Source organism: Nocardia paucivorans NBRC 100373 (assembly GCF_000308675.1).
Classification (GTDB): domain Bacteria; phylum Actinomycetota; class Actinomycetes; order Mycobacteriales; family Mycobacteriaceae; genus Nocardia; species Nocardia paucivorans.
In genome coordinates this window covers 103,822-126,945 of sequence record NZ_BAGE01000035.1, presented here as the reverse complement: position 1 = coordinate 126,945, position 23,124 = coordinate 103,822, and the positions used below count along the sequence as shown (strand labels likewise).

The window sequence follows — 23,124 nt, the reverse complement described above, 5'->3', positions numbered from 1 at the left end:
GTCACGGAGCCACTCCTACGGTGGACAGGCCGGCGGTCTCGTCGAGGCCGAGCGCCAGGTTCATGGACTGCACCGCGGCGCCCGCGGTGCCCTTGGTCAGGTTGTCGATCGCGCCGATCACCACCAGCAGGCCAGCGTCGGCATCCACCGCGACCTGCAGGGTCACGGTATTGCTACCCACCACCGAACCGGTCTGCGGCAGCGCCGGTTCGGGCAGCAGGTGTACGAACGGTTCGTCGGCGTAGGCCTTCTCGTAGACCGCGCGGGCCTGAGCGGCGTCCACCCGGACGGGGGCGGTGCAGGTGGCGAGGATACCGCGTGGCATCGGGGCCAGGACGGGGGTGAACGACACCCGCACCGGCGCACCGGCCACCGTGGACAGGTTCTGCGCGATCTCCGGGGTGTGCCGATGCGCACCCGCCACCCCGTAGGCGCGGGTCGAACCCATCACCTCGGAGCCGAGCAGCCCGACATCGAGTTTGCGTCCCGCGCCGGAGGTTCCGCTCACGGCCACGATATTCACCGTCGGTTCGACGATGCCCGCCGCGACCGCGGGTGCCAGCGCCAGGCTCGCCACCGTGGGATAGCAGCCGGGCACCGCGATACGGGTGGCGCCGCGCAACCGCTCCCGCCCGCCGGGCAGTTCCGGCAGGCCGTAGGGCCAGCTCCCGGCGTGCGGGGTGCCATAGTAGCGCTCCCAGGCGGAGGCATCGGTGAGTCGGAAGTCGGCTCCGCAGTCGATGATGACGGTGGAGTCGGGCAGTTCGCGGGCCAGCGCGGCCGACTGCCCGTGCGGAAGTCCGAGGAAGACGATGTCGTGACCGGCCAGCTCGTCGACGGTGGTGGGGCCCAGTACCCGATCGGCCAACGGCAGCAGATGCGGCTGGAGTTCGCCCAGCGCCGTCCCGGCATTGGATCCCGCGGTGAGCGCCCCGATGGTGAGGCGCCCGGATCGGTACTCCGGATGCCCCAATAGAAGGCGCAGTACCTCGCCGCCCGCGTATCCGCTGGCGCCGGCCACCGCGATCCGTAACGGTCCGGTCCGGTCGGACTTCTCCGTGGTATCAGCCATGTAATGATTATGCACGAGCATGCAAGCTCATTCACACCCCCTTGCCTCATGCCCACCCCGCCACCGGGTCGAAATACGAACACACATTCGAAATATTCCGCTGGGCCACGCGGTTGTTGTCGACACCACTTCAATGCCGGGAATGCCCGATACTTGTTTCAACACACATGCGCAGCCATGTGTGTTGAAAACTCTCGGCGAGCGAGACAACAGAGGCTGTTCACGGCCCGCCAACGACAGGACGGACGGAACACGCCAGGTGGAGGGTACGCATGACGACGACCTTTGAAGACATAGAGATCGAAAAGTTCCCCTACCCTCCCCATGCTCGCGACGGCCTCAAAGCGGTGATCGACGCGGCGCACGAATACATACAGAGCTCGATCGTGTTGTTCGCATCCGGCTGGCAGGGAGGACAGCCGGACATGATCTCCTGGCTCGCCAAGAACGACCTGCTGAGCAAGGAAGGCCTCGAGCTCACCCAGGATGGCGCTCAGGATCTCCCCCCGGGCACGTCGGCAATGGTCGACACGTACGAGGACAAGAAAGAGCTGATCCAGGACCGGGCCGGCCAACTGCGAATGCAGAACAAGAACGTGAACGAACACTCTTTCGCCAGCTTCGACGTCTCGAACCAGGCGTTCCGGACTGTCAAGAAAACCGCGAACGACCTCAGAAACGAACTCGGCAAACCCAGAAAAGTGATCGAGGGACCCGAAGGTAAGGAACTCGCCCCCGAGGAGGCGAGCGAAGTCCTGACCCTGGTGCTGGAAGCCATCGACCGCGTGCACGACACGATCGAGGACGCCGACAAGGGTATGCAGAGAAACGCCGGCAATATCTACAAAATGATGCCGGACCTCCCGCGCAATTCCTACGGTCCCGCGCCGGATGCCGGATACCGGACTCCGTGGACTCCGGCCGCAAGCACGGTCACCTTCACCCCCGGCAACGGAACTCCGAACGACATAGTCACGAAAGCGCAGGAACAGCTGGCGCTCGGCGTCCACGAGGTGGGCAACAACACCGTGGTCTACCGGGACGGTACCCTCGCCCCGTACAACATCAACGACGCATGGTGTGCATCCTTCTCCACCTGGGTATGGAAAACAGCCGGTTACAACATCAAGTGGACCAACAAGAACTACGTCCCCGCCATCTGGAACGACGCCAAGTCGCAGGGATGGGCGGGGCATGTGTCGACGGCCCAACCCGGTGACATGATCATCTTCGACTGGCAGGGCGACGGAAACCCGGACCACGTGGGAATCGTGGAAGCGGTGGATGCCACCGGTCGGATCCACACCATCGAGGGCAACTCCAGCAACCAGCTGAGGCGCAACAGCTACGCCATGGGTAACGGGGCGTTGGTGGGCGTTGTCAAACCACCCACCCAACCTCAGCCCTCACCTCAACCCCAGGCATCACCTCAGCCTCAGCAGCCGGCCCAGGTTCAACCCTCACCTCAGCCCCGGTACTCACCCCAACCTCAGCCTCAGGCCCAACCCTCGCCCCAGCCCCTGAACGTGTAACCCTCCAGGAGGTTCGCCCGAAGTACCGATCCGGGCGGGGCCGTGTGCCACTCGAAGCCCACCTCCCCGCCGCCCATGCGATCAGCGGCGGCTCACGCGGGTTCATCTCCTGCGTACACCTGGAAGTCGCGTAGCAACTGCTCCTCCTGCAACAACGCCGCCCGCGCATCCCGCCCGTTGTGCCGGGCCACGTCGGCGGCCAGCGCCTGCACCAGAGCGACGAACGCGGTCATCGACCGCAATACGGTGGCGGCCGAGGCATCGACATAGAACACCTCGTCCGCGACGGCCGCCAGTGGTGAGGCCGGATTGTCGGTCAGCGCGATCACATACGCGCCGACCGAACGCGCCCACCGCGCGGCGCGGACGGTGTCGGCGGTGTAGCGGTGGATCGACATGGCCACGAAACAATCTCCCGGCCGGACCGCGCGCAGGTCGTCGGTGAGCGCCCCGGCAGCGGCCGTCATCAGGGATACGTCCTCGCGCAACATGCGCAGGAGATAGGCGAGAAGGTACGCCGGCGCATGGCATTTGCGCATGCCCATAACGTGGATGCGCGGCGATTCGGCGAGACGATGCACCGCCGTCCGCCACTGCTGCTCCTCGATTCGGGAAAAGGTTCGGGCGATATTGGCCCGGTCGTAGACCAGCGCCTGCGGGAGTGCCCCGCCGTCGGCGTCCGACAGCTGTTCCAGATTGTCGAAACGGCGCAGCAATTGGGCCTGTTCGCGCAACCATTCCCGACACAATCGGGTCAGCCCCGGATACCCTCTGAGCCCGAATGCCGTGGCGAACCGCACCACGGTGGCCTCGTTCACTCCGGTGGCGGCCGCCAATTCCGAGATGGTCATGAATGCGACCGCCTCCGGGTCGGCCATGACCCGGTCGGCCAGTTTCCGATGCGCCGGCGACAGGGTGTCGCGTCGGGCGCGCAGCTCGGTGAGCAACTCGGCGAACGTACTCGGTCCCTCGTGCACGGGCTCTGCTTTCACCTGGCCATTCTCTCCCGCCGTCTCGGATGCGCTCCATCCGCCGCATCGAACACCATCACTTCCCAGCTATGGGGAATTTTTTGCATAGGGCATTCTATTTGCAAATAGAATTTCATCGACTGGTGGTCGATACCGCCCGACCCGCGCACCGGACCAGCATCAGAGGCGATCATGACACCTACGCCCACGGCGCATACCCATTCCGCATCCCCCGCGCTCATCACCCTCCGCGGTGTCGGCAAGAGCTACGGCGACACCGCGGTACTCCGCCATATCGATCTGGACATCACCGAGGGCGAAGTCGTCGTGATCATCGGCCCTTCCGGTTCCGGCAAGTCCACTCTGTGCCGCACCATCAATGGGCTGGAAACGATCGATACCGGCCGGATCGAGTACCGCGGCGCGCCCCTGCCCACCGAGGGAGCGGCACTACGGCGGGTCCGAACCGAGATCGGCATGGTATTCCAGTCGTTCAATCTGTTTCCGCACATGAGCGTGCTGGACAACATCACCTTCGCCCCGATCCGGGTCGCGAAACTCGGCCGCGCCCGCGCCGAGAAACGCGCCCGGGAACTACTCGAACGCGTTGGACTCGCCGACAAGGCGACCGCATATCCCCCGCAACTGTCCGGCGGCCAGCAACAACGTGTCGCGATCGCCCGCGGCCTGGCCATGCGCCCCCGGGTCATGCTGTTCGACGAACCCACCAGCGCCCTGGATCCGGAAATGGTCGGGGAAGTTCTGGATGTAATGAAATCCCTTGCCGCCGAGGGCATGACCATGGTTGTGGTCACCCATGAGATGGGCTTCGCCCGCGCCTGCGCCGATCGGGTGGTCTTCCTCGCCGACGGCACCATCGCCGAACAGAACACCCCCGATGCCTTCTTCACCGCCCCCACCACCGACCGGGCCAAGGACTTCCTGACCCGCGCCCTCCCCCGCTGACGGACCCGCCATGCCCCGAATCTCCCGCCTGTTTCGCCGCACCGCCCTGATCTGCACCGCCGGCCTGCTCACCGCCGGCCTGCTCACCGCCGGGTGTGACTCCTCGGCCCCACCGATCACCACCGACGACCACCGTCCCCCGGTCGATACGAATGTCTCCTTCCCCGCCGGATCGACCATGCGCCGCCTGCACGAAACCGGGTCGATCCGGATCGGCACCAAATTCGACCAGCCACTGTTCGGGCTGATGAATCCGATCACGCAACGACCCGAGGGCTTCGACGCCGAGATGGGCAAGCTCATCGCGGCCCGGCTCGGTATCCCCGCCGACCGAATCGACTGGGTGGAGACGGTTTCGGCCAACCGGGAACCCTTTCTCCAACAGGGGCGGGTGGATCTGGTGATCGCCACCTACACCATTACCGACGAACGCAAACGGATCATCGATTTCGCGGGCCCGTATTACATCGCCGGACAGTCACTGATGGTGCGCGCCGGCAATCCGCAGCACATCACCGGCCCCACCGACCTGTCCGGACGGTCGGTGTGTTCGGTGGAGGGCTCGGCGTCGTCGACCCATATCCGCGACCTGGTGCCCGACGCCCACCATGTGCTGTTCGATTCCTTCGGCAAATGCGCCCAGGCCCTGAAAAACGGCCAGGTCACCGCCATGACCACGGACAACACCATCCTCGCCGGGTTACGCAGCCGCGATATGGACGCCTTCGAACTGATCGACACCATCTTCAGCGCGGAACCCTACGGAATCGGTGTCGCCCCGGGGCACGCCGATCTGGTGGCCTTTATCGACGACCTGTTGCGCGCCGCCTTCCGGGACGGCAGCTGGGCGGCCGCCTGGGATCGCACCGCCGGGCGGATTCTCGGCCCCGCCCCCACTCCACCGGATCCGGACAGCTACTGACCGCACCACGCGACAGGAACACCATCATGCACGTTCTTCTCGACAATGCCGACCTCCTCTGTCGAGCATTCACCATGACCATCGTGCTCGCCGTCGGCGCGGGTGCACTGGCCGCCGCGCTCGGCCTGTCGATCGGAGTGGCGCGCCTGTGCCCGGTACCGCTGTTGCGGCACCTGGGCACCGGCTACGTCGAACTCGTGCGCAACACCCCGCTCACCATCGTCTTCTTCCTGGTGGTTTTCGTCCTACCCGAGTTGGGCGTGCTGCTGCCCGGATACACCGTGACCGCGACGATCGCCCTGGGGTGCTACACCGCGGCCTTCGTGGCCGAGGCGGTTCGCGCCGGGGTGTACACGGTGGGTCGGGGACAGGCCGAAGCGGCACGGGCCCTGGGGCTGTCGTTTTTCGCCTCGATGCACCACATCATCGTCCCGCAGGCATTGCGTGCGGTGGTGCCCCCGCTGGCGGGGGTATGGATCGCCCTGGTCAAGAACACCTCCGTGGCCGCGGGTTTCGGGGTGTTGGAGCTCACTGCGGCGAGTCAGCGGATCAACTTCCTCGACCCGGCCGCCGTGATTCCCGCCCTCCTGTGGATCGCCACGGCCTACCTGGTGCTCACCCTCGGTTCGGCTTTCGGTTTCCGGTGGCTGGAACGTCGTTCGGCGGTGGCGCGATGAGCGACACCCCGTTCCTCTACGATCCGCTCGGGCCGCGAGGCACCCGCCGGGCGGCCCGGGTCTCGATCGCCGCGGGTGCATTGGCCACCGTCGCGCTGGCGGCGCTCGTGTTGCGCCTGCACGAGCTGGGACAGCTCGACCCGCGTCGTTGGGCGATCCTCGCCGATCCGGACACCGGCGTGCCCCAGACACTGTGGCGGGGTTATCTGGCGACACTGCGGGCCGCCCTGATCGCCATGGTGCTCGCCGTGGTGGTCGGGCTCGCGCTGTGCGCCGGGCGCATGTCACGCCGATCCTCGATCCGATCGGCCGTCGGTGCGGTGGTGGAACTGATGCGTGGCATTCCCCTGCTGCTGCTCATGCTGTTCGCCGCGCTCGGGTTACCGCGACTGGGGCTGGAATTGAGCCTGCTGCAGGTGGTGGTCCTCGCCCTCGTGGCCTACAACTCCGCGGTGCTGTGTGAGATCTTCCGGGGAGGAATCACCGCCATCGACCGGGGACAGCGCGAAGCCGCCGCAGCGCTCGGCGTCGGCCCGGTCGTGACGTTCTGGCGAGTGCTGCTACCGCAGGCGATACCGACCATGCTGCCGGTATTGGTGAGCCAGCTGGTGATTCTGCTCAAGGACACCTCGCTCGGCTTCATCGTCGGCTACACCGAACTGCTGCGTTCGGGCCGCTCTCTGGTCGAGTACTACGGCAGCCAGTATTCGCTCCAGCTGTACCTCGGCGTCGCCGCCCTGTACATCGCCACCAATATCTCCCTGTCGTTCCTGGCAGCACGCCTCACCGGCCGCACCTCACCGCGACGAACGGAGCGCGGTCGCCGCCGCATCGTCTCCGTCCCGGCATATTCCGATCTCCCCACACGGAAGGAATCCGCCCGATGACCGATTCAACCGCCCCCCTGGTCTCCACCCCCGATACAGAGCCGGAGGCCGCCGCACCGACCGGCGGCGACGCCACCGCTCCGGTGCTCATCGAGCGCCGCGACAGCACCTTGATGGTGACCTTGAACCGCCCGGAACGGCTCAATGCGGTGAACGAAGAGCTCTACCGCGCCCTGCTCGGCGCCCTGCGCACGGCCGAGGACGATGCGCAGGTGCGCTGTGTCCTCCTGAGCGGGGCAGGTCGGGCGTTCTGTGTGGGCGCGGATATGAAGGAACACCGGGCCGGTACCCGCACCGCCCGGGCCAGGCAGCAGTATGTGCAGCTGGGCCAGGACGTCTGTCACCGCATCCAGACGGCCACCGTCCCGGTCGTGGCGGCCGTGCACGGCTACGCCCTCGGCGCCGGCGCGGAACTCGCGGTGAGCAGCGATTTCCTTCTCATGACCGAGGACGCGCGCATGGGCTTTCCCGAGGTGAGCATCGGGACCTTCGTCGGCGGTGGGATAACCCACCGACTACCCCGTCTGGTGGGGCTGCGCCGCGCCACGGACCTGCTGATGCTCGGGGAACGTTTCACCGGCACCCAGGCACTGGATTGGGGCCTGGCCCATGCCGCCGTCCCCGGCACGGCGCTGCGCGATACCGCGATGCGGCTGGCCGAACGACTGGCCGGACAGGCCCCGCTGTCGCTGGCGCGGATGAAGGCGGCGCTGTACCGCGCCGACCCGGTGGACATCGCGTTTCGCACCGAACCACAGAATCTGCTCGCGCTTATGGAGACCGAGGACTGGGCCGAGGGCGTCGCGGCCTTCGCCGAGCGACGGACTCCCGTCTTCCGGGGGAAATGACATGGTCGAAATATTCGAGACACCCGCCGCCCCCTCGAACCACCGGACCGCGACCGATCCACGCCCCTCTCCCACGCCCCGCTCCGAGAACCGGGATGTGCTGCATCGATTGCTGGACCCCACCGCCATCGCGGTGATCGGCGCCTCCACCGATCCCGCCAAACGTGGCTATCAGATCGTGCGGGCACTGCGCGAGTCCGGTTATCCGCACCCGGTGTATCCGGTCAACCCCACCGCCCGCGAGATACTCGGTTTACCGGTGCTGCCGAATGCCGCCGCATTACCGCCCGGGGTCGATATCGCGGTCGTGGCGGTACCGGGCACCGCGGTTCCGGATGTGCTGCGGGAGTGCGCCGCGGCCGGGGTGGCCGGTGCGGTGGTGCTCGCCAACGGTTTCGCCGAGATCGGCGCACAGGGCACGGCGCCGACCGAACAACTGGCGGCGGTGATCGCCGAGACCGGGATACGGGTGATCGGCCCGAATACCTCCGGGATGCTGAACACCGTGTCCGGGGCGAATCTGGTGGGCCTGTCCGATGTGCCCCGCGGACCGGTAAGTGTGATCGCCCAGAGCGGCAATATGCTGCTGTCCCTTGTGCAGGACGCGCGTCTGTCCCGGGGGCCGGGATTCCATATTTGCATCGGCTTGGGCAATCAGGCCGATGTGGCGTACCACGAATGCCTCACAGCGCTGGCCGAGCAGCCGGAAACCACAGCGGTGGGCGTGCACGCCGAGGGTTTCACCGATGGTCGCGCCGTATTGATCGCCGCCGCGCGGGCCACCACTCACGTGCCGGTGGTCATGCTCCGCGGCGGGCGGTCGGCGGCAGGTCGACGCAGCGTCCGATCGCACACCGGCTCGATCGCCGCGCCGGACGCGGTGGCAGCGGCAGTGCTGCGACAGGCCGGGGTGGAACCGGTGACCCGCTCGGACGAATTGGCCGTTGTTACGGGCGCGCTCGCGACCCTACCGCCGATGCGGCCGCGGGGCGGACCGGCGATCCTCAGCGACGGGGGCGGGCATGCCGCGCTGGCCGTGGACGCGCTCGCCGAATACGGGCTGGAGCCGCCCACGCTGGGGCCCGACACCACCCGAGCGCTGCGCGAACTTCTCGGACCGAATGCCACGGTCGACGGCCCGGTGGATGTGGCCGGCGCGACCGATACCGATCCGGCGATCTTCGCCGCCGCCGCCGAACTGCTGTTGCGCGACGAGAATGTGGGCGCGATTCTGATAATCGGCCTGTTCGGCGCCTATCACCGTCGGTTCGATTCTCGGCTGGAGGCGGTCGAGAACACCACGGCCGAACGCCTGCTGGAGCTGTCGGCCCGGTACCGCACCCCGGTGTTGGTGCAGAGTTGCTACGCCGCCGAGCCCATCGCCAACCACGACATACTGCGCGCCGGCGGGATTCCGGTATCGACATCCATCGATCAGACCGTTCGTATCGTAGCGGCGCTGGATCGTCGTCGAACCCATCTGGCCACGGTCGATGCCCGCTCCACGCTGGAGTTGCCACCGCCCGCGCCCCCGCTGCCGGCCATCGGACCGGTCGCCGAGCCCCGGGCCCGGCGATTCGTCGAGGCCGCCGGTATCGATACCGGCCGCTGGGTTTTCGCCGAGGGACCGGAACAGGTCGCCGCCGCGGTGGCGGATTTCGGGTGTCCCTGCGCGGTGCGGGTGGTCTCCCCGCACGTGGTGCACAAATCGGAGCACGGAGGTGTGCGGCTGAACGTGACGGCCGAAACGGCGCGGCACGTGGCCACGACCATGACCGCCGAGGTGACCACCGCGATACCGGGGGCGCGAATCGATGGGTTCGTGGTGACCCCCATGTACTCCGGTGGGATCGAGCTTCTGGTCGGCGCCACCAATGATGCGACCTTCGGTCCCGTCATCGCGTTCGGGGCCGGGGGAACCCTGGTCGAGGCCCTGGACGATGTGGTATTCCGGGCGGCGCCGTGCACGGAACTGGAAGTCACCGAGATGATCGCCGAGACCCGCGTGAACCGGCTCCTGGACGGGTACCGCGGACGGGTGCCGGTGGATCGCACCGCGCTGACGACCCTGCTGGTACGGGTGAGCGCCCTGATCGCCGCACACCCTGAGATTGATGAACTGGACCTGAACCCGGTGCTGGCCGACGGATCGGGCATCGTACCGGTGGACATCCGCATCATCGTGAAGGAGCAACAGGCATGAGCGGTCAGCGCCCGGAGGAGGCAGCACAGCATAACCACGAAGAGCACCCGCCCATGCCCGACGAGCACAGCGTGGGTGAGCCCGTACGTATCGAGCGCACCGGCGATGTCGTGGTATGGACCATCGACAATCCCGAACAGCGCAATCCGATTTCCGACGAGGCCACCATCGACGCACTGGAACGGGCCGTGCACGCGGCGAACCGGGATCACACCCTTCGGGTCGCCATTCTCACCGGCGCCGGTAGCGCGTTCTCCGCGGGCGGCAATATCAAACACATGCGGGATAAGACCGGCATGTTCGGCGGTTCTCCCGCCGAACTGCGCCAGGGCTACCGGCACGGTATCCAACGCATCCCCAAGGCGCTGTATCACTGTGAGATCCCCACCATCGCCGCGGTGAACGGCCCCGCCATCGGCGCCGGCTGCGACCTCGCGCTCATGTGCGATATGCGTATCGCGTCGACCCGGGCCACCTTCGCCGAGAGCTTCGTCCGGCTGGGTCTCATTCCGGGCGACGGCGGCGCCTGGTTTCTGCCCCGCGTCATCGGTATGTCCCGCGCCCATCGGATGGCGTTCACCGGTGCCGCCATCGATGCGGCCACGGCCCTGGAGTGGGGGCTGGTCGACGAGGTCGTCGAACCCGAACGTCTGCTCGACGCCGCTCATGGATTGGCCGCCGAGATCGCGGCCAATCCACCGCATGCCCTGCGGATGACCAAACGTCTGCTGCGGGAGGGCCGACATCAGAGCCTGGAGAGCCTGCTGGAACTGTCTGCGGCCATGCAGGCCCTCACCCATCACACCGCCGATCACGACGAGGCCGTGGCGGCCATGCTGCAGCGGCGTGCGCCTCGGTTCACCGGAGACTGAAGTACCGGCTGTTTCTTTTCGACCACTCGTTCCCTTCGCCGGTTTCCGGATGGTGATGCGCAGGGTGTCCCCATCGACCTCCACCGACGGTGACTCGGTCGGATCGGCGACGATGAAATGGTCGAACGGCCCACCACGCAGGTCGAATCCGCTGTCGTCGAACAGTTCCTGCGCGAATCGGGCGTGGATGTCGGTGCCCGGCACATCGACGACACGACCGAACAACGATACGACCGAACAACTTCGCGTCGCCCTCGGCGACCGCGGTGTCGGCGGGAGAAGATCTCGCCGATGTGTAGGGCCTGGGCGGCGAATTCGTTCCAACTCGTCATGGGGCGGACGGTCCGGAAAACCTGCCATATTCTGTCAAGGTATTCCGGTTAATCTCTGCATATGCGGGCGAGCAGGTTGGTGCAACTGTTATTGCTGCTACAGACCCGTGGCCGGGCCACGGCCACGGAGTTGGCCCGGGAGCTGGAGGTCTCGGTGCGCACGGTCTATCGGGATATCGAGGCCCTGTCCGCCGCCGGGGTGCCGGTGTACAGCACACCGGGTCGAGCAGGTGGTGTGCAGCTGGTCGACGGTTACCGGACCCGACTCACCGGTCTGACCATCGAGGAGGCCGACGCCGTTCTGCTCACCGGCCTTCCCCAGGCCGCCGCGGATCTCGGACTCGGCACCGTTGTGGCCACTGCCCAGCTGAAGTTGTTGGCCGCGCTGCCACCGGAGCTGCGTGGGCGGGCCACCCGGATCGCCGAGCGTGTTCATGTGGATATGCCCGGGTGGTACCACCGGCCGGAGACGACCCCTCTGTTGGTCGCCCTCGCCGAGGCACTGTGGCACGATCGCCGGGTCGAGATCGACTACCGGCGCGCCGACCGGCGGGTGCGCCGATTGCTCGACCCCTTGGGGCTGGTGCTCAAGGGTGGAACCTGGTATCTGGTGGCCCGCGCGGGGCGGTCGGTGCGCTCCTATCGGGTGAGCCGAATCGACGCGGTCCGCGAGACCGAGGAAAGGTTCGTCCGCCCGGACGATTTCGATCTCGCCGCGCACTGGTCCACGGTCAAGGACGATTTCGCCCGCTCGATGCTACGGGTGACTGCCCGCTGCCGAGTGGCCGTCGATCGGCTGTCCCTGCTGCGCCTGATGAACGAACCGGTCGCTGTCGAGGAGGCCCTGGCCGGTGCGACCCCGCCCGACGCCGAGGGGTGGGTCGAACTCACCATCCGCTCCGAATCCTTCGAGGTCCTCGCCAGTGCCCTACTGCCGCTCGGAGAGCATCTCGAGGTCATCGATCCGCCCGAACTGCGTGCCCGGTTCGCCGAGATCGCCGCTGCCATGTCCGCGCGCTACCACTGTTCGGACGGGTCGCGGTGATCCGATCGACGGGCTGTCGTCGTTCAGGAGGTCGCGGGGTTTTCGAGCGCCGCGCACGCTGCGTCGACAGTGGCCGCGCGCAGTTCGTCGTGCGGGGTGTCGGCCAGCATGACCAGACAGTCACCGAGGCCGCCGATGGCGACGATGGCGCGCGCCCGTGCGGCGACATCGGCGTCCGGGCCGACCAACAAGGCCACCAGGCGTCGACGCCAGTTCAGCACACGTTCGACGAACCCCAGCTCGTTGAACTGCGCGAGATCGAACAGCAGCAGATTGGTGACAGCGCGGTGCCGGTAGGAGATGTCGAAGTAGCGGCCGAGTAGTTCGCGTGGGTCCACCGGACCCGCGGCCGCCCGGGCCTCGTCCTCGACGATCATGGCCTCCGCATCGTCGACGAATGGTTGCACCAGGCTGCGCAGCAGCTCTTCGCGCGAGGAGAAGTGGTAGTACAGCGCGGGTTTGGTGAGGCCGAGCCGTTCGGCGATCTGCCGCAGACTCGTCTCTCGCACACCGCGTTCGGCGAACAGCTCCAGCGCCACCGCCTGGATCCGCTCGCGGGTCTCGCTGGTTCGGGGTCTCGGCACGCATACACCCTAGCGTGCTGACCGCCCGGTAAGTAAACTTTCACTTACCGACCGATAAGTAAATAAATGGAGGTGTTCCATGAGGGTTCTGATCTCCGGTGCGAGCGTGGCCGGTCCGGTACTGGCCTACTGGCTCGATCGCTTCGGATTCACACCGGTGGTGGTCGAACGCACCCCGCGACCCCGACTCGGCCTGGGTGGGCACGCGGTGGACCTGTTCGCGCCGGCAATGGTGGTGGCCGACCGAATGGATCTGGTGCCGCAGTTACGCAAGGCCGCCACCGAATCGACGGCGTTGCGGGTGGAACGACCCGGCAAATCACCCATCGAGATGGATCTGCGGGAGATCTCCGACGCCTTCGCCGACGACCGACACCTCGAGATCATGCGCGGAGAATTGGCCGCGATCCTGCACGAAGCGACCGCCGACCGTGTCGAATACCTCTTCGGCGATTCGATCCACACCCTCACCGACACCCCCGACGGCGTCGACGTCACCTTCGACAACGGACACACCCGCCGAGTCGATCTGGTGGTGGGCGCCGACGGACTGCACTCCGCGGTACGCCGGCTGGTCTTCGGCCCCGATCGGGAACTACAGCGGTTTCTCGGCGGCTATTTTGCGGTCGGCACCCTGCCGAACTATCGAAATCTGTCACAACTGACCGTGCTCTATCACACGGTGGACCGCATCGCGGCCATGTATCCGGTGTGGCAGACCGGCCAGGCACGGGCAATATTCCTGTTCCGGCGGGCCGTGGAGCCGGATTACGACCATCGGGACCTCGCGGCACAGCGACGCCTGCTGCGCGCGGAATTCGCCGACGAAGGCTGGGAGATCCCCCGACTGCTCGACGAAATGGACCGTGCCGAGGACTTCTACCTCGATTCCATCAGCCAGATCCGGATGGATTCGTGGTCGCGCGGCCGGGTGACCCTGGTCGGCGACGCGGGCTACGCACCGGGCCCCGCCATCGGTGGTGGCACAACCCTGGCCGTAGTGGGCGCCTATGTGCTGGCCCGCGCCCTCGCCGACGCGGACGGCGATCACACCGCGGCCTTCGCCGCCTACGAGAACCGGCTACGCGATTACGTCCTGCGCTGTCGCGAGGTCGCACCCGGCGCCATGCGGAGGGGCATACCCCGCTCCCGAGCACAGTTGGTGTTCAACGAGCTCGCTATGCGGCTGCTACCGCGTATCCCGGCCGGGATACGGCATCGGCTCATGGCGGACGGCGCGAGCAACACCTTGTCGTCCTTCACCGTGCCCGACCGAACGGCACCTGCCTCACCCGGAGTTGCGCAGCGCCGTCGCCAAACCGTTCATGGTGAGCAGAATGCCGCGTTTGACCAGCTCCGAGTCATCCCCGGATCGCAATCGGCGCAATAGTTCGACCTGCATCTGATTCAACGGTTCCAGATACGGGAACCGGTTGTGGATCGACTCGGCGAGCGAGGGGTTGTCGGCCAACAGGTGGTCGTTTCCGGTGATGGCGGCGTGCATGGCGATGGTGCGGGCGTGTTCGGCACGAATCATCCCGAAGATCCGCTCGCGCAGCGCGGTGTCGTCGACGAGCTCGGCATAGCGCCGCGCGATGGCCAGATCGCTTTTGGCCATGACCTGCGCGAGATTCGACAGCACCGTACGGAAGAACGGCCACCGCCGATACAGATCGGACAATCGGGCCAACCGTTGCGGATCCCCGCCGACCCATTCCTCGAGCGCAGCGCCGGTGCCGTACCAGCCGGGCAGCATCACTCGGGCCTGGCTCCAGGCCATCACCCAGGGGATGGCCCGCAGATCGGCCACGGAGTTGGTGGGCTTACGGGAGGCGGGGCGACTGCCGATATTCAGATCGCCCACCTCGGCCACGGGGGTGGACTGGCGGAAGTATTCGACGAAACCGGGGGTCTCGTGCACCAGCCGGGCATAGGCGGCCCGGGCGCGCGCGGCGAGGTCGTCCATGAGCGCGTAGGACGGTTCGGCATCCGCGCCCAACCCCTCCACATCGAGCAGGGTCGACTCCAGAGTGCCCGCGATCAACGATTCCAGATTGCGATGCGCGGCACCGCGTTCGGCGTATTTGGCGGCGATCACCTCGCCCTGTTCGGTCAGTCGAAGCGAGCCCTGCACGGCGCCGGCGGGCTGGGCGAGGATGGCGTCGTAGCTACGGCCCCCGCCGCGACCGACGGTACCGCCTCGGCCGTGGAACAACCGCAACCGGATACCGGTTTTGCGGGCCAGATCCACCAGATCCAGTTCGGCCCGGTACAACGCCCAGTTCGCGGCCAGATATCCACCGTCCTTGTTGGAGTCGGAGTAGCCGAGCATCACCTCCTGACGCATACCGCGGGCGGCGACCAGATCGTGGTAGACCGGGATGTCCAGGGCCGCGGCCAGGGTCGCCGCACCCGCGGCGAGATCCTCTATCGTTTCGAACAACGGCACGATGCCGGTGGGGCAATGGGGCGGGCCGTCCGGATCACCGGGATCCAGGAGGCCGCCCTCTTTCAGCAGCAGCGCGGCCTCGAGGATATCGCTGACCGAGGTGCACATACTGATGATGTAGTTCGGTACCGCGTCCGGCCCCAGAATCTCGACCGCGTCGGCGGCGGCGCGAATGATGTCGAGTTCGGCGGTGGCCCGCTCGCTCAGTCGGGCATGAGGGCCCAGCAGCGGGCGGCGGGTGCGCAACTCCGCCGACAGCAGCTCCACCCGTCGGGTTTCGGACAGGCTCGTATAGTCCTGATGCACTCCGGCCCAGGCCAACAGTTCGGCCACGACCTGCTCGTGCACCTCCGAGTTCTGCCGCATATCCAGACCCTGCAGATGGAAGCCGAAGGTCTCGATGGTGTGGCGCACGGTGGCCAACAGATCGTCGGCGAGTAGTTCGTCGCCGCCGGCGCGCAGGGAGGCATCAACGGTTTCCAGATCGTCGAGCAGGGCCCGCGGCGTGGGATACGGAATGATCTCGGGGTCGATATCGGTCGCCAGGGCCGCGCCCAAACCGTCGGGCAGCACCTCCGTGGCGCTCCACCGCGGAGCTTCGGCGTCGGTCGTGGCCGATATTTCGCGACCGGGCCATCGATCGTGGACCCGCGGGCCCGCCGCGCCCACGCCGCGATCACCCGAACCCGCGTTCCGACTCAACGGCCCGGTGCGCAGGATGTACCTGGCCGTGGCCGTCAGACGGAGTCGAACCCCGTGCAGTGCGCGGCGATACGGTTCGTCGGCGTGGGTACCGGGGTCCGGGTAGCCCGATGCGGCCAAAGCGGCCAGCTCCGGACTCACCGATACCAACCGCGCCGATTGCGACAGCGATTTCTCCAATTCCGTCAGATCGCGCAGATACCGCCCGAATGCCACCGCGGCCGCCTGCCGCACCGCGGTACGCACCACCTCCGCGGTGACATACGGGTTACCGTCCCGGTCACCGCCGATCCACGATCCGGGGCGCAGCATCGGCCGTGTCAACAGGTTCGTCCCGGGCCACCGCGCCCGCAGCGACGCCCGGACCTCGGCATTGATCGCCGGCATCACATCGAGGAATGTCAGATCGTAGTAGCGCAGCCCCACCGAGATCTCGTCCTGGATGCGCAATCGCGACAATCGGATCAGCGCGGTCCGCCACAGGATCAGCACCTGCCGCCGGATTGCCACCTCGATGGCCGCGCGTTCCCGCTCGTCCGCCCGCAGGCGCCGGCGCATCAGTTCGGTGATCCGGGTCTGGGTGTCGAAAACGGTGCGGCGGCGGGTTTCGGTGGGATGCGCGGTGATCACCGGCGACACCAGGGCATCGTCGAGAAGTTCGGCCACGCGCCGCTCGGGCAGCGCCGCCTTGTCCAGTTTTCGATAGGTCGCCGCCAGGGACGAGTCCTGCGGGGGTTCCCCCGCCGCCTCGTGCACCGCCCGCCGCCGATCACGTTGGATGTCCTCGGCCAGATTGGCCAGGAGCACGAAATAGCTGAATGCCCGGATCAGCGGGATGGCCACCGCGATATCGACCCCGGTGAGCATATCGGCGACCGCACTGCGCCCCACCTCCTCGCGCCGCACCCGGAACGCCTCCACCCGCACCCGCTCGATGAGGTCGAACACCTCCGGGCCTTCGTGGTCGCGGATGGTATCGCCCAGGATCCCACCGAGGAACCGGATGTCCTCGCGCAGCGGTCTGGTCGCTTCCGGTACGGCGCCGGCCTGCGGTTCACCCATAGGCACACTGTATGGCCTCGTGGGCGTTTCGGCCCGGGACGACGCACACCCTTCACATACGGATGCCGTTTCCACGTGGGTTCCGGCGGCCGGCGAACCAGTTCCTTGACTTGTTATCAGTCAATGCATACTCTTTTCTTGTTATCAGTCGATAACAATATCGTTGGGCGTTTCGCTCCGCCTCTCGTTTCCGACCCGCCGACCGAAGGAGAACACCGTGCTCGGCACACTGATGATGTTCATCGCCCCCACCCTGGGCCTACGCCTGCTCGGGGCGCTCGGTGTGCGCCGCTTCGCCACCTGGCAGGTCAGCGCGGCCCACGGGCTGGCATTTCTGTTCACCATGACCGGCCTCGCGCATTTCATGCCCGACAGCGTCACGGTGATGCCCGGCCACGCCGACCTGACCGCGATGGTGCCGCCGTTCGTCCCCTTCCCGGAATTCGCCGTCTACGTGACCGGTGTCCTGGAGCTGGCCGGTGCGGTGGGACTCGTGATGACGGCCACCCGCATTCCGGTGGGAGTCGGACTGGCGGTATTGCTGGTGGTGATGCTTCCGGCCAATATCCACGCCGACCTGGCAGATATTCCACTCAACGGCGAACCGCCGACACCGCTGTGGTTCCGGATTCCGGAACAGATCGTCTATATCGCCGTCGCCCTGTGGGCCTCCGGTGCGGCGGCCGCGTTCCGCCGGTCCCATATCGCGCGGCACGACACGATATCCGTGACGTCATAACCCGCGCCCCGACCGCTCGACGGCGGCCCCGGAACCACGATCGACGATCTCGAAAACGGCGGCCCACTGTTCGGCGGACAGGTCTCGCGGCAAGGGGGCCCGGCGAAACCGCTGCCGGGCCAACCACTTCCCCACCGCCGGCCGGGTGTGCCGATCACAGACCCGCGACAGGATCTGTGACAGTCCGTGCCCCCGGCCGGTGAACACGGCATGGACGAAGGAGCTGTACCTTCCACGGGCCGCCGGGTCCACCAGCGGATCGGGTCGCCGCATCACGGTCAACAACCCTCCGTCGACACCGGGGCACGGCGTGAACGCCGTCGCGGGCACCCGATCCACCAGGGCGAAGTCGTACCAGGGCCACCATTGCGCGGTCATCATCGTCGCACCGCCCACCCCGGCCCGCCGGCGCGCCACCTCCCACTGCACGAGCAGCACCGCCGATGTCCAGTGCTCGGTGTGCAACAACCGTCGCAATATGGCGGTGGTCTGATGGAACGGCAGATTGCCCACGATCGTGTGCGGCCGGCGCGGCAACCGATACCGCAGGAAATCGTCGTGCACCACGGTCGTGGCGGGCTCCACCCGCCGCCGCAGCACCGATACGCACCGACGATCGATCTCCACGGCGGTGATCGGCCGCCGCAGCGTTTGCAAGGGAAGGGTCACGGCACCGTGGCCGGGACCGATCTCGACGATCGGTCCCGCCGTTCGCGAGACGAGGTCGACAATGGTGTCGACGGTCCGGCGATCGGTGAGGAAGTTCTGGCCGAATTCGTGTCGGCCGTCGCGGTATGCGGGCATGGAAACTCCGGGTGAGAGAAATGGACACTCGAGCAGCACGAAGGGCCGCTCGACATCGAACTGTCGAAGCGGCGCGGCGAAATCGAAGAAGAGTCGCTACACGCCGCTAGACGCGACGTATCCGCACAAACGCCATTGCTGCGTTTCCCATGATCGCGGATCGTAGCGCACGGTCGGAAATCGACGCATCGTATTTTCTCGGCCCTGCCATCTCGGGTCCGTGGCGGACTAACCTGAACCAAGAGCCGGACCGCAGCGCCCGACCCATAGAGCACGGCCGGCCACGAGAACTCGCCGGATCCCGACGCAGGACGTGAGGACAACCGGGCCATAACCGATCCGAGGAGTGCACCGTGAACGATGTCCGGGTCCGCGACGGCGCGATCACCGGACGTCACGGACCGATCCCGATCCGGGATTATCTACCCGCCCGCGAGAAACCCGGTGCCGTGGCACTACTGTGGCTCCACGGCGGCGGATTCGTCTCCGGTGGGCTCGACCAGCGGGAATCACATATCGTCGCATTGCGCGTCGCCGAATCCGGCCGACGAGTACGAACTGTCGACTACCCCTTGGTGCCGAAAGCGCCGGCCCTACCCCGGGCAATCCTGCGCCCCTCCGAGAACCGGTATCCGGTCCCCCTCGACGCCGTCGTCTCCGCCGTCGACGACCTGAGAGCCGAACGACCGCGCCTGGCTCTCGGCGGGGCCAGCGCCGGCGCATGCCTGGCCGCCTCCGCCGCCCTACGCCTGCGCGACGACGGAAAGGACCCGTCGAACGGGCTCGTACTCTGCTACGGCGCCTTCCACGCGGCGCTCCCACCGCTGCCGGACTCGGTCCGCTCCCGAGTGCGCGGGCCACGTGGCCTCACCCAATTCTCACCGCGGGTGATCCACCGGATGAATCTCAACTACGTGGGCTCGACGGAAGCGCTCACTGCGCCCGGTGTTTTTCCCGGAGGCAGTGATCTGGCGAAACTCCCGGCAACTCTCCTGCTCGACGCCGACCACGACACCCTCCGCGCCTCCGGCGAAACCTTTGCCACGGAACTCATCGCGGCCGGGGTCGCCACGGAACACATCGTCGTCCCGCACACCGGCCACGGATTTCTGAATCGCCCCCGTACCCGCGCGTTCCGCCGAGCCATCGGCACCATTGTGGAGTGGCTCGACCGCCGATGAACGACACCACCGGAACTCACGGCAGTCGATCGGATCGGTGGCCGACCGTACCGCGCGGACGGCTGTGGGTGCGGCTCGGGGACAACGATTTCCTCATGGGCGCCGACGAGGCGGCCGGGCTCGACTGTCGTATCCCCCATTGGTTCGACTCCACCGGCCACGGCAGCATCGAGATGCCGAGCCTCTTCGGAAAACACGGCGAACGCATTCACGTCCGCACACGTGGACACTGAATTCGGTATCACCACCCGGATGCGCGACGCCGTTTCCGCTCGACATACGAAACCGGGACACCGGGTTACCGAGAAGGCCGATCCGACTTTGCGAAAGTAGCCACATGCCCTCACACACCAACGAGCCGTCCGCGTTCTTCGAGTCGTTCGACGGGACCCCCATCCACTATCGGCGAATCGGGACGGGTTCCCCGGTGATCATGATCCACGGCTCCGGCGGTGGGCTGCACTCGTGGCGGCCGGTGGCCGAGCGTTTGGCAGACCGCTTCGAACTCTGGCTACCGGCGCGACGCGGATACACCCCGAGCGGGCCCGGTCGCTCGCCGAAACATTTCGCCGACGAGGTGGGCGACCTGCGGATGCTCATGAACCTGATCGGCCTGCCGGCCCATCTGATCGGCATGTCCTACGGCGCCACGGTCGCCCTACACGCCGCGGCAGCCGGGATCGGGGCCCGCTCACTGGTGCTGTGGGAACCGCCCCTCTACGCGGCAGGAGCGGAGCTCGCGCCGGTTCTGACCCGGTTCGAGGAGCTGGCCGCGAGGGGCGAACGGGGGCAGGCCAACCGGTTGCTGGCCGAGCAGGTGGCCCGGGTCCCGGCAGCATTGCTCGACCTCGTGGAGGAGGCCGAGCCGGACACGGACGAGCCCGACGACGCCTACGGTTGGAGCCGAGACCTCGAGTCGATGATTGCGGATACCACCTACCTGGACCGATGGTCGACCGTCACCACACCCACCCTGCTGATGCACGGCGCGGACACCTGGCAGCCGATGCCGGAAACCGTGGAACGGCTCGCGACCGTACTTCCCCACGCCACCCTGGTGACCTTCCCCGGGCAGACACACTTCGCACCGTCGACGAGCCCCGAAACGGTGGCGGAGGCCATCGGCCGATTCCTGTACTGACAGGTGTGCATTCCGCACGACCGGACCGGATACCGGCCCCGCGCCTCCACTACAAGAGCTGCCCCACGGTGAATCCCGCGAGTAGGACCGCAAAACCGCCGATCTCGCCGACGATCAACGCCGCCGGCACCCAGCGCATGGCCGCCGGCGGATTGCGCATCTGATTGTCGGTATCACGCAGAACGCCGTGCCTGACATGGTTGGCGATGGTTGGCAATGGCGATGACGAACATCGCCAGTATCACCGTGACGGCGACCGCGTCGACCACGGCAGGCCACGCGGACAGCTCGACGAAAACCGCGATCATCGCCGTCGCGAACGAATAGAGCAGCGCCGACCGGTGCGCGATATCGATGTACGGATGGGCCAGACCGTCGGGCGAATCGACCATCGCCTGCCACTTCCACACCTCGAGTCCCAGGGCGGTGAGAAACAACAAACCGGTGACCAGGAGTACCAGCGCGGTCGACGTACCGATGACCATTGCGGATACATTTCAGAAACAACACGATGTCACTTTGCCGAAAGTATGCCCGGCATGATCGATCCGCACCACAGATCCCGTGATCCGCGATCCCTACCGCTCACCGACGGACCATTCGTACGGGCCGGGCCGATCGACACCATGCCTCGTGGCACACGATCGTGCGATACCGTGCCGCACATGCATTCTCGGCCGCATCACAGCACCATCCGGCATCCGGTCGGATCACCTCCGATCACGAACCTCTCCCACTCGGATCGAGGGGAATGCGTGACCACGCCGATCCCGTCGGAGGGCGATCGATGAGACCCGCTCATCCGGATGCGTTCTTCACCGACGGCATCCGGTTTCGCATGCCGACCGGCAAGGTCGTGGTCGGCGAGATTCACGACAAGGGTCACCTGGTGTTGCCGACCGGACATCTCATCGCCGGCGACCCGACCGGGCTGGTGTTCCCGGAAGATTTCACGGCATTCACGCAGACGGTGCCCGGTGGCCGTTATCCCCTGTCGCTGTCGACCATCCGGTTCGTCGACGATCCCGATCACGTACGAGTGTGCGCGGCCGTTCTCAGGGTGGGACGGACGGCGGCCACCCATTGGGAACAGGCATTGCTACCCGGACAGGATCACACCGCCCTGCGCGAGGACGAGTTCTTCGGATTCGGGGTCGACGGTGGGATGGGGTGTCTGTTCGACGCGTCGCTGCTGGAATACTTCGCCACCGTTCTCGACGACCAGCCGGACGGCACGACCGGCTGGATCGAGCTCCTGTGTGGTGACGACCCAGAGAACCGCGTTGCCGGAACCCGGGTGGTGACCCTGGCGGGGCCCGATGGCGAACCGTCGTTGACCGCATTCGAATCCGGATTCGGCGATGGCGCCTACCCGGTATGGTTCGGCCGCGACCACGCCGGGGACATTACCTCCGTCGTCATCGATTTCCTCGTCCTCCACGGTGCCGAACGGCTCGATCCGGCAACAGCTTCCGTGGGAGAACCCTGATCCACCCGCGAGCCTCGGCGATCACGGCCCGCACCGAGCCATTCCGGCGCGACGGCGAAAAGCCCCCGCAGGAACCTATCCCGTGGTGAGCGCGCTCAGATCGTCCAACAGGATCATCACCTCGCCCGGACGTTCCACCACGTCCTCGAGCCGGATCCGCAATCCCAAAAGCTCGGCGTCGGTGAACGGTTCGCCTACTTCGTGTTCGAGCCGGCGCCATTCACCATCGATGGGCGCGGTACCCAACACCACGTCCCGGGTTTCTCCGGAACCGTCACGCAACCGCGCGGCGATCTCCAGCGCGGCGTGCGGTGTGCGCACCCACAAGCTCACCCCCGATACACGACCCGTGACCGAGAACTCGTGCCCCGGTCGCCGTACGAGTTCCACCTCGAAACCCGCAGCGGCCGAACGGATGAGCAGGACGAGCGCCCGGTGATCGGCCCCTTTGCCGCCGTCGGCATATACTCCCGGCCGCTTGTTCGGCGCACCCTCCACGAACGTGGTGAGGTGCGTCGTATCCGCCCCCGCACCGATCAGGTCCCAGTCGTCCTTCTTCTCGAAATCGTCCAGAAGCACCTCGACCGAGGTATCCGACATCTGCGCTGTCCCTTCGTATCGACCCCATGCCCGGAGATCTCCGGTC

General features: G+C 66.8%; 21 protein-coding genes and 1 pseudogene. 15 read left to right on the top strand and 7 right to left on the bottom strand.

Translation table 11 applies throughout. From position 1 onward, the window contains the following. Position 1 precedes the first annotated feature (1 nt). Positions 2–1,072 carry an N-acetyl-gamma-glutamyl-phosphate reductase gene (gene argC / locus ON32_RS08850; protein WP_040790311.1) on the bottom strand — a complete coding sequence of 357 codons (1,071 nt, stop codon included), beginning with the start codon at positions 1,070–1,072 and terminating at the stop codon, positions 2–4. Positions 1,073–1,344: 272 nt separating this feature from the next. Here argC and ON32_RS08845 point away from each other — a divergent pair, with 272 nt between their 5' ends. Further along, complete coding sequence (locus ON32_RS08845) at positions 1,345–2,604, top strand: C40 family peptidase (RefSeq protein ID WP_040790310.1); 1,260 nt, start codon at positions 1,345–1,347, stop codon at positions 2,602–2,604. Positions 2,605–2,696: 92 nt separating this feature from the next. Here the strand turns inward: ON32_RS08845 and ON32_RS08840 are convergent, their stop codons facing one another. After that, entirely contained in the window at positions 2,697–3,596 is a 900-nt protein-coding gene (locus ON32_RS08840; protein ID WP_040790309.1) for a MurR/RpiR family transcriptional regulator, read from the bottom strand. A 171-nt stretch (positions 3,597–3,767) separates the two neighbouring features. On the opposite strand from ON32_RS08840, the gene ON32_RS08835 reads away from it, so the two are divergent. The 8 genes from ON32_RS08835 (at position 3,768) to ON32_RS08795 (ending at position 12,327) form a co-directional block, all read left to right on the top strand. Then, a complete protein-coding gene (locus ON32_RS08835; protein ID WP_051133021.1) occupies positions 3,768–4,541 on the top strand; it encodes an amino acid ABC transporter ATP-binding protein in 774 nt (257 codons plus the stop codon). Positions 4,542–4,551: 10 nt separating this feature from the next. Continuing rightward, positions 4,552–5,463, top strand: a complete 912-nt coding sequence (locus ON32_RS08830) for a glutamate ABC transporter substrate-binding protein (RefSeq protein ID WP_040790308.1) — start codon at positions 4,552–4,554, stop codon at positions 5,461–5,463. 26 nt (positions 5,464–5,489) lie between these two features. After that, a complete protein-coding gene (locus ON32_RS08825; protein ID WP_040790307.1) occupies positions 5,490–6,140 on the top strand; it encodes an amino acid ABC transporter permease in 651 nt (216 codons plus the stop codon). Continuing rightward, positions 6,137–7,027: an amino acid ABC transporter permease gene (locus ON32_RS08820; RefSeq protein WP_040790306.1), complete on the top strand. Its 891-nt coding sequence runs from the start codon at positions 6,137–6,139 to the stop codon at positions 7,025–7,027. The genes ON32_RS08825 and ON32_RS08820 overlap by 4 nt, the downstream gene beginning before the upstream one ends. Beyond that, complete coding sequence (locus ON32_RS08815) at positions 7,024–7,875, top strand: enoyl-CoA hydratase/isomerase family protein (RefSeq protein ID WP_217998034.1); 852 nt, start codon at positions 7,024–7,026, stop codon at positions 7,873–7,875. Before ON32_RS08820 ends, ON32_RS08815 begins: the two co-directional genes overlap by 4 nt. A gap of 1 nt (position 7,876) precedes the next feature. Beyond that, on the top strand, positions 7,877–10,078 hold the full coding sequence (locus tag ON32_RS08810; protein ID WP_051133020.1) for an acetate--CoA ligase family protein: 2,202 nt from the start codon (positions 7,877–7,879) through the stop codon (positions 10,076–10,078). A 53-nt stretch (positions 10,079–10,131) separates the two neighbouring features. After that, positions 10,132–10,950, top strand: coding sequence for a crotonase/enoyl-CoA hydratase family protein (locus ON32_RS08805; protein ID WP_085995145.1), 819 nt, complete (start codon positions 10,132–10,134; stop codon positions 10,948–10,950). A 393-nt stretch (positions 10,951–11,343) separates the two neighbouring features. After that, entirely contained in the window at positions 11,344–12,327 is a 984-nt protein-coding gene (locus ON32_RS08795) for a helix-turn-helix transcriptional regulator (protein WP_040790304.1), read from the top strand. A 23-nt stretch (positions 12,328–12,350) separates the two neighbouring features. Here ON32_RS08795 and ON32_RS08790 read toward each other — a convergent pair whose 3' ends face one another. Beyond that, positions 12,351–12,911, bottom strand: coding sequence for a TetR/AcrR family transcriptional regulator (locus ON32_RS08790; protein WP_040790303.1), 561 nt, complete (start codon positions 12,909–12,911; stop codon positions 12,351–12,353). A gap of 79 nt (positions 12,912–12,990) precedes the next feature. Here ON32_RS08790 and ON32_RS08785 point away from each other — a divergent pair, with 79 nt between their 5' ends. Continuing rightward, positions 12,991–14,301, top strand: coding sequence for an FAD-dependent monooxygenase (locus tag ON32_RS08785; RefSeq protein WP_083874222.1), 1,311 nt, complete (start codon positions 12,991–12,993; stop codon positions 14,299–14,301). Here the strand turns inward: ON32_RS08785 and ppc are convergent. Then, positions 14,200–17,124: a phosphoenolpyruvate carboxylase gene (ppc, locus tag ON32_RS08780; protein WP_040790302.1), complete on the bottom strand. Its 2,925-nt coding sequence runs from the start codon at positions 17,122–17,124 to the stop codon at positions 14,200–14,202. The genes ON32_RS08785 and ppc overlap by 102 nt on opposite strands. Before the next feature lie 217 nt (positions 17,125–17,341). On the opposite strand from ppc, the gene ON32_RS08775 reads away from it, so the two are divergent. Then, the gene (locus ON32_RS08775; protein ID WP_217998033.1) at positions 17,342–17,863 is read left to right on the top strand and encodes a DoxX family protein; all 522 of its coding nucleotides are present in this window, start codon (positions 17,342–17,344) and stop codon (positions 17,861–17,863) included. Here ON32_RS08775 and erm read toward each other — a convergent pair. After that, complete coding sequence (erm, locus tag ON32_RS08770) at positions 17,858–18,667, bottom strand: 23S ribosomal RNA methyltransferase Erm (protein ID WP_040790301.1); 810 nt, start codon at positions 18,665–18,667, stop codon at positions 17,858–17,860. The two genes, ON32_RS08775 and erm, sit on opposite strands and share 6 nt — an antisense overlap. 353 nt (positions 18,668–19,020) lie before the next feature. Between erm and ON32_RS08765 the strand changes: the two genes are divergently transcribed. From ON32_RS08765 to ON32_RS08755, 3 genes are all read left to right on the top strand, one after another. Further along, positions 19,021–19,848: an alpha/beta hydrolase gene (locus tag ON32_RS08765; protein WP_040790300.1), complete on the top strand. Its 828-nt coding sequence runs from the start codon at positions 19,021–19,023 to the stop codon at positions 19,846–19,848. Next, positions 19,845–20,081, top strand: coding sequence for a hypothetical protein (locus ON32_RS08760; RefSeq protein WP_051133019.1), 237 nt, complete (start codon positions 19,845–19,847; stop codon positions 20,079–20,081). Before ON32_RS08765 ends, ON32_RS08760 begins: the two co-directional genes overlap by 4 nt. 104 nt (positions 20,082–20,185) lie before the next feature. Then, a complete protein-coding gene (locus tag ON32_RS08755) occupies positions 20,186–20,989 on the top strand; it encodes an alpha/beta fold hydrolase (RefSeq protein ID WP_040790299.1) in 804 nt (267 codons plus the stop codon). Between the two features lie 49 nt (positions 20,990–21,038). Here the strand turns inward: ON32_RS08755 and ON32_RS08750 are convergent. Further along, positions 21,039–21,474, bottom strand: a pseudogene (locus tag ON32_RS08750) (hypothetical protein). A gap of 302 nt (positions 21,475–21,776) precedes the next feature. Between ON32_RS08750 and ON32_RS26975 the strand changes: the two are divergent. Then, complete coding sequence (locus tag ON32_RS26975) at positions 21,777–22,478, top strand: DUF4241 domain-containing protein (protein WP_051133018.1); 702 nt, start codon at positions 21,777–21,779, stop codon at positions 22,476–22,478. Positions 22,479–22,553: 75 nt separating this feature from the next. Here the strand turns inward: ON32_RS26975 and ON32_RS08735 are convergent, their stop codons facing one another. Further along, positions 22,554–23,078: a hypothetical protein gene (locus tag ON32_RS08735; protein WP_040790297.1), complete on the bottom strand. Its 525-nt coding sequence runs from the start codon at positions 23,076–23,078 to the stop codon at positions 22,554–22,556. Positions 23,079–23,124 lie beyond the last annotated feature (46 nt).

Bases quoted from the DNA above. Each gene is read 5' to 3' on its own strand.
- argC (WP_040790311.1), bottom strand. From the start codon at position 1,072: ATGGCTGATACCACGGAGAAGTCCGACCGGACCGGACCGTTACGGATC.
- ON32_RS08845 (WP_040790310.1), top strand. From the start codon at position 1,345: ATGACGACGACCTTTGAAGACATAGAGATCGAAAAGTTCCCCTACCCT.
- ON32_RS08835 (WP_051133021.1), top strand. From the start codon at position 3,768: ATGACACCTACGCCCACGGCGCATACCCATTCCGCATCCCCCGCGCTC.
- ON32_RS08830 (WP_040790308.1), top strand. From the start codon at position 4,552: ATGCCCCGAATCTCCCGCCTGTTTCGCCGCACCGCCCTGATCTGCACC.
- ON32_RS08825 (WP_040790307.1), top strand. From the start codon at position 5,490: ATGCACGTTCTTCTCGACAATGCCGACCTCCTCTGTCGAGCATTCACC.
- ON32_RS08820 (WP_040790306.1), top strand. From the start codon at position 6,137: ATGAGCGACACCCCGTTCCTCTACGATCCGCTCGGGCCGCGAGGCACC.
- ON32_RS08815 (WP_217998034.1), top strand. From the start codon at position 7,024: ATGACCGATTCAACCGCCCCCCTGGTCTCCACCCCCGATACAGAGCCG.
- ON32_RS08810 (WP_051133020.1), top strand. From the start codon at position 7,877: ATGGTCGAAATATTCGAGACACCCGCCGCCCCCTCGAACCACCGGACC.
- ON32_RS08805 (WP_085995145.1), top strand. From the start codon at position 10,132: ATGCCCGACGAGCACAGCGTGGGTGAGCCCGTACGTATCGAGCGCACC.
- ON32_RS08795 (WP_040790304.1), top strand. From the start codon at position 11,344: ATGCGGGCGAGCAGGTTGGTGCAACTGTTATTGCTGCTACAGACCCGT.
- ON32_RS08785 (WP_083874222.1), top strand. From the start codon at position 12,991: ATGAGGGTTCTGATCTCCGGTGCGAGCGTGGCCGGTCCGGTACTGGCC.
- ppc (WP_040790302.1), bottom strand. From the start codon at position 17,124: ATGGGTGAACCGCAGGCCGGCGCCGTACCGGAAGCGACCAGACCGCTG.
- erm (WP_040790301.1), bottom strand. From the start codon at position 18,667: ATGCCCGCATACCGCGACGGCCGACACGAATTCGGCCAGAACTTCCTC.
- ON32_RS08760 (WP_051133019.1), top strand. From the start codon at position 19,845: ATGAACGACACCACCGGAACTCACGGCAGTCGATCGGATCGGTGGCCG.
- ON32_RS08755 (WP_040790299.1), top strand. From the start codon at position 20,186: ATGCCCTCACACACCAACGAGCCGTCCGCGTTCTTCGAGTCGTTCGAC.
- ON32_RS26975 (WP_051133018.1), top strand. From the start codon at position 21,777: ATGAGACCCGCTCATCCGGATGCGTTCTTCACCGACGGCATCCGGTTT.
- ON32_RS08735 (WP_040790297.1), bottom strand. From the start codon at position 23,078: ATGTCGGATACCTCGGTCGAGGTGCTTCTGGACGATTTCGAGAAGAAG.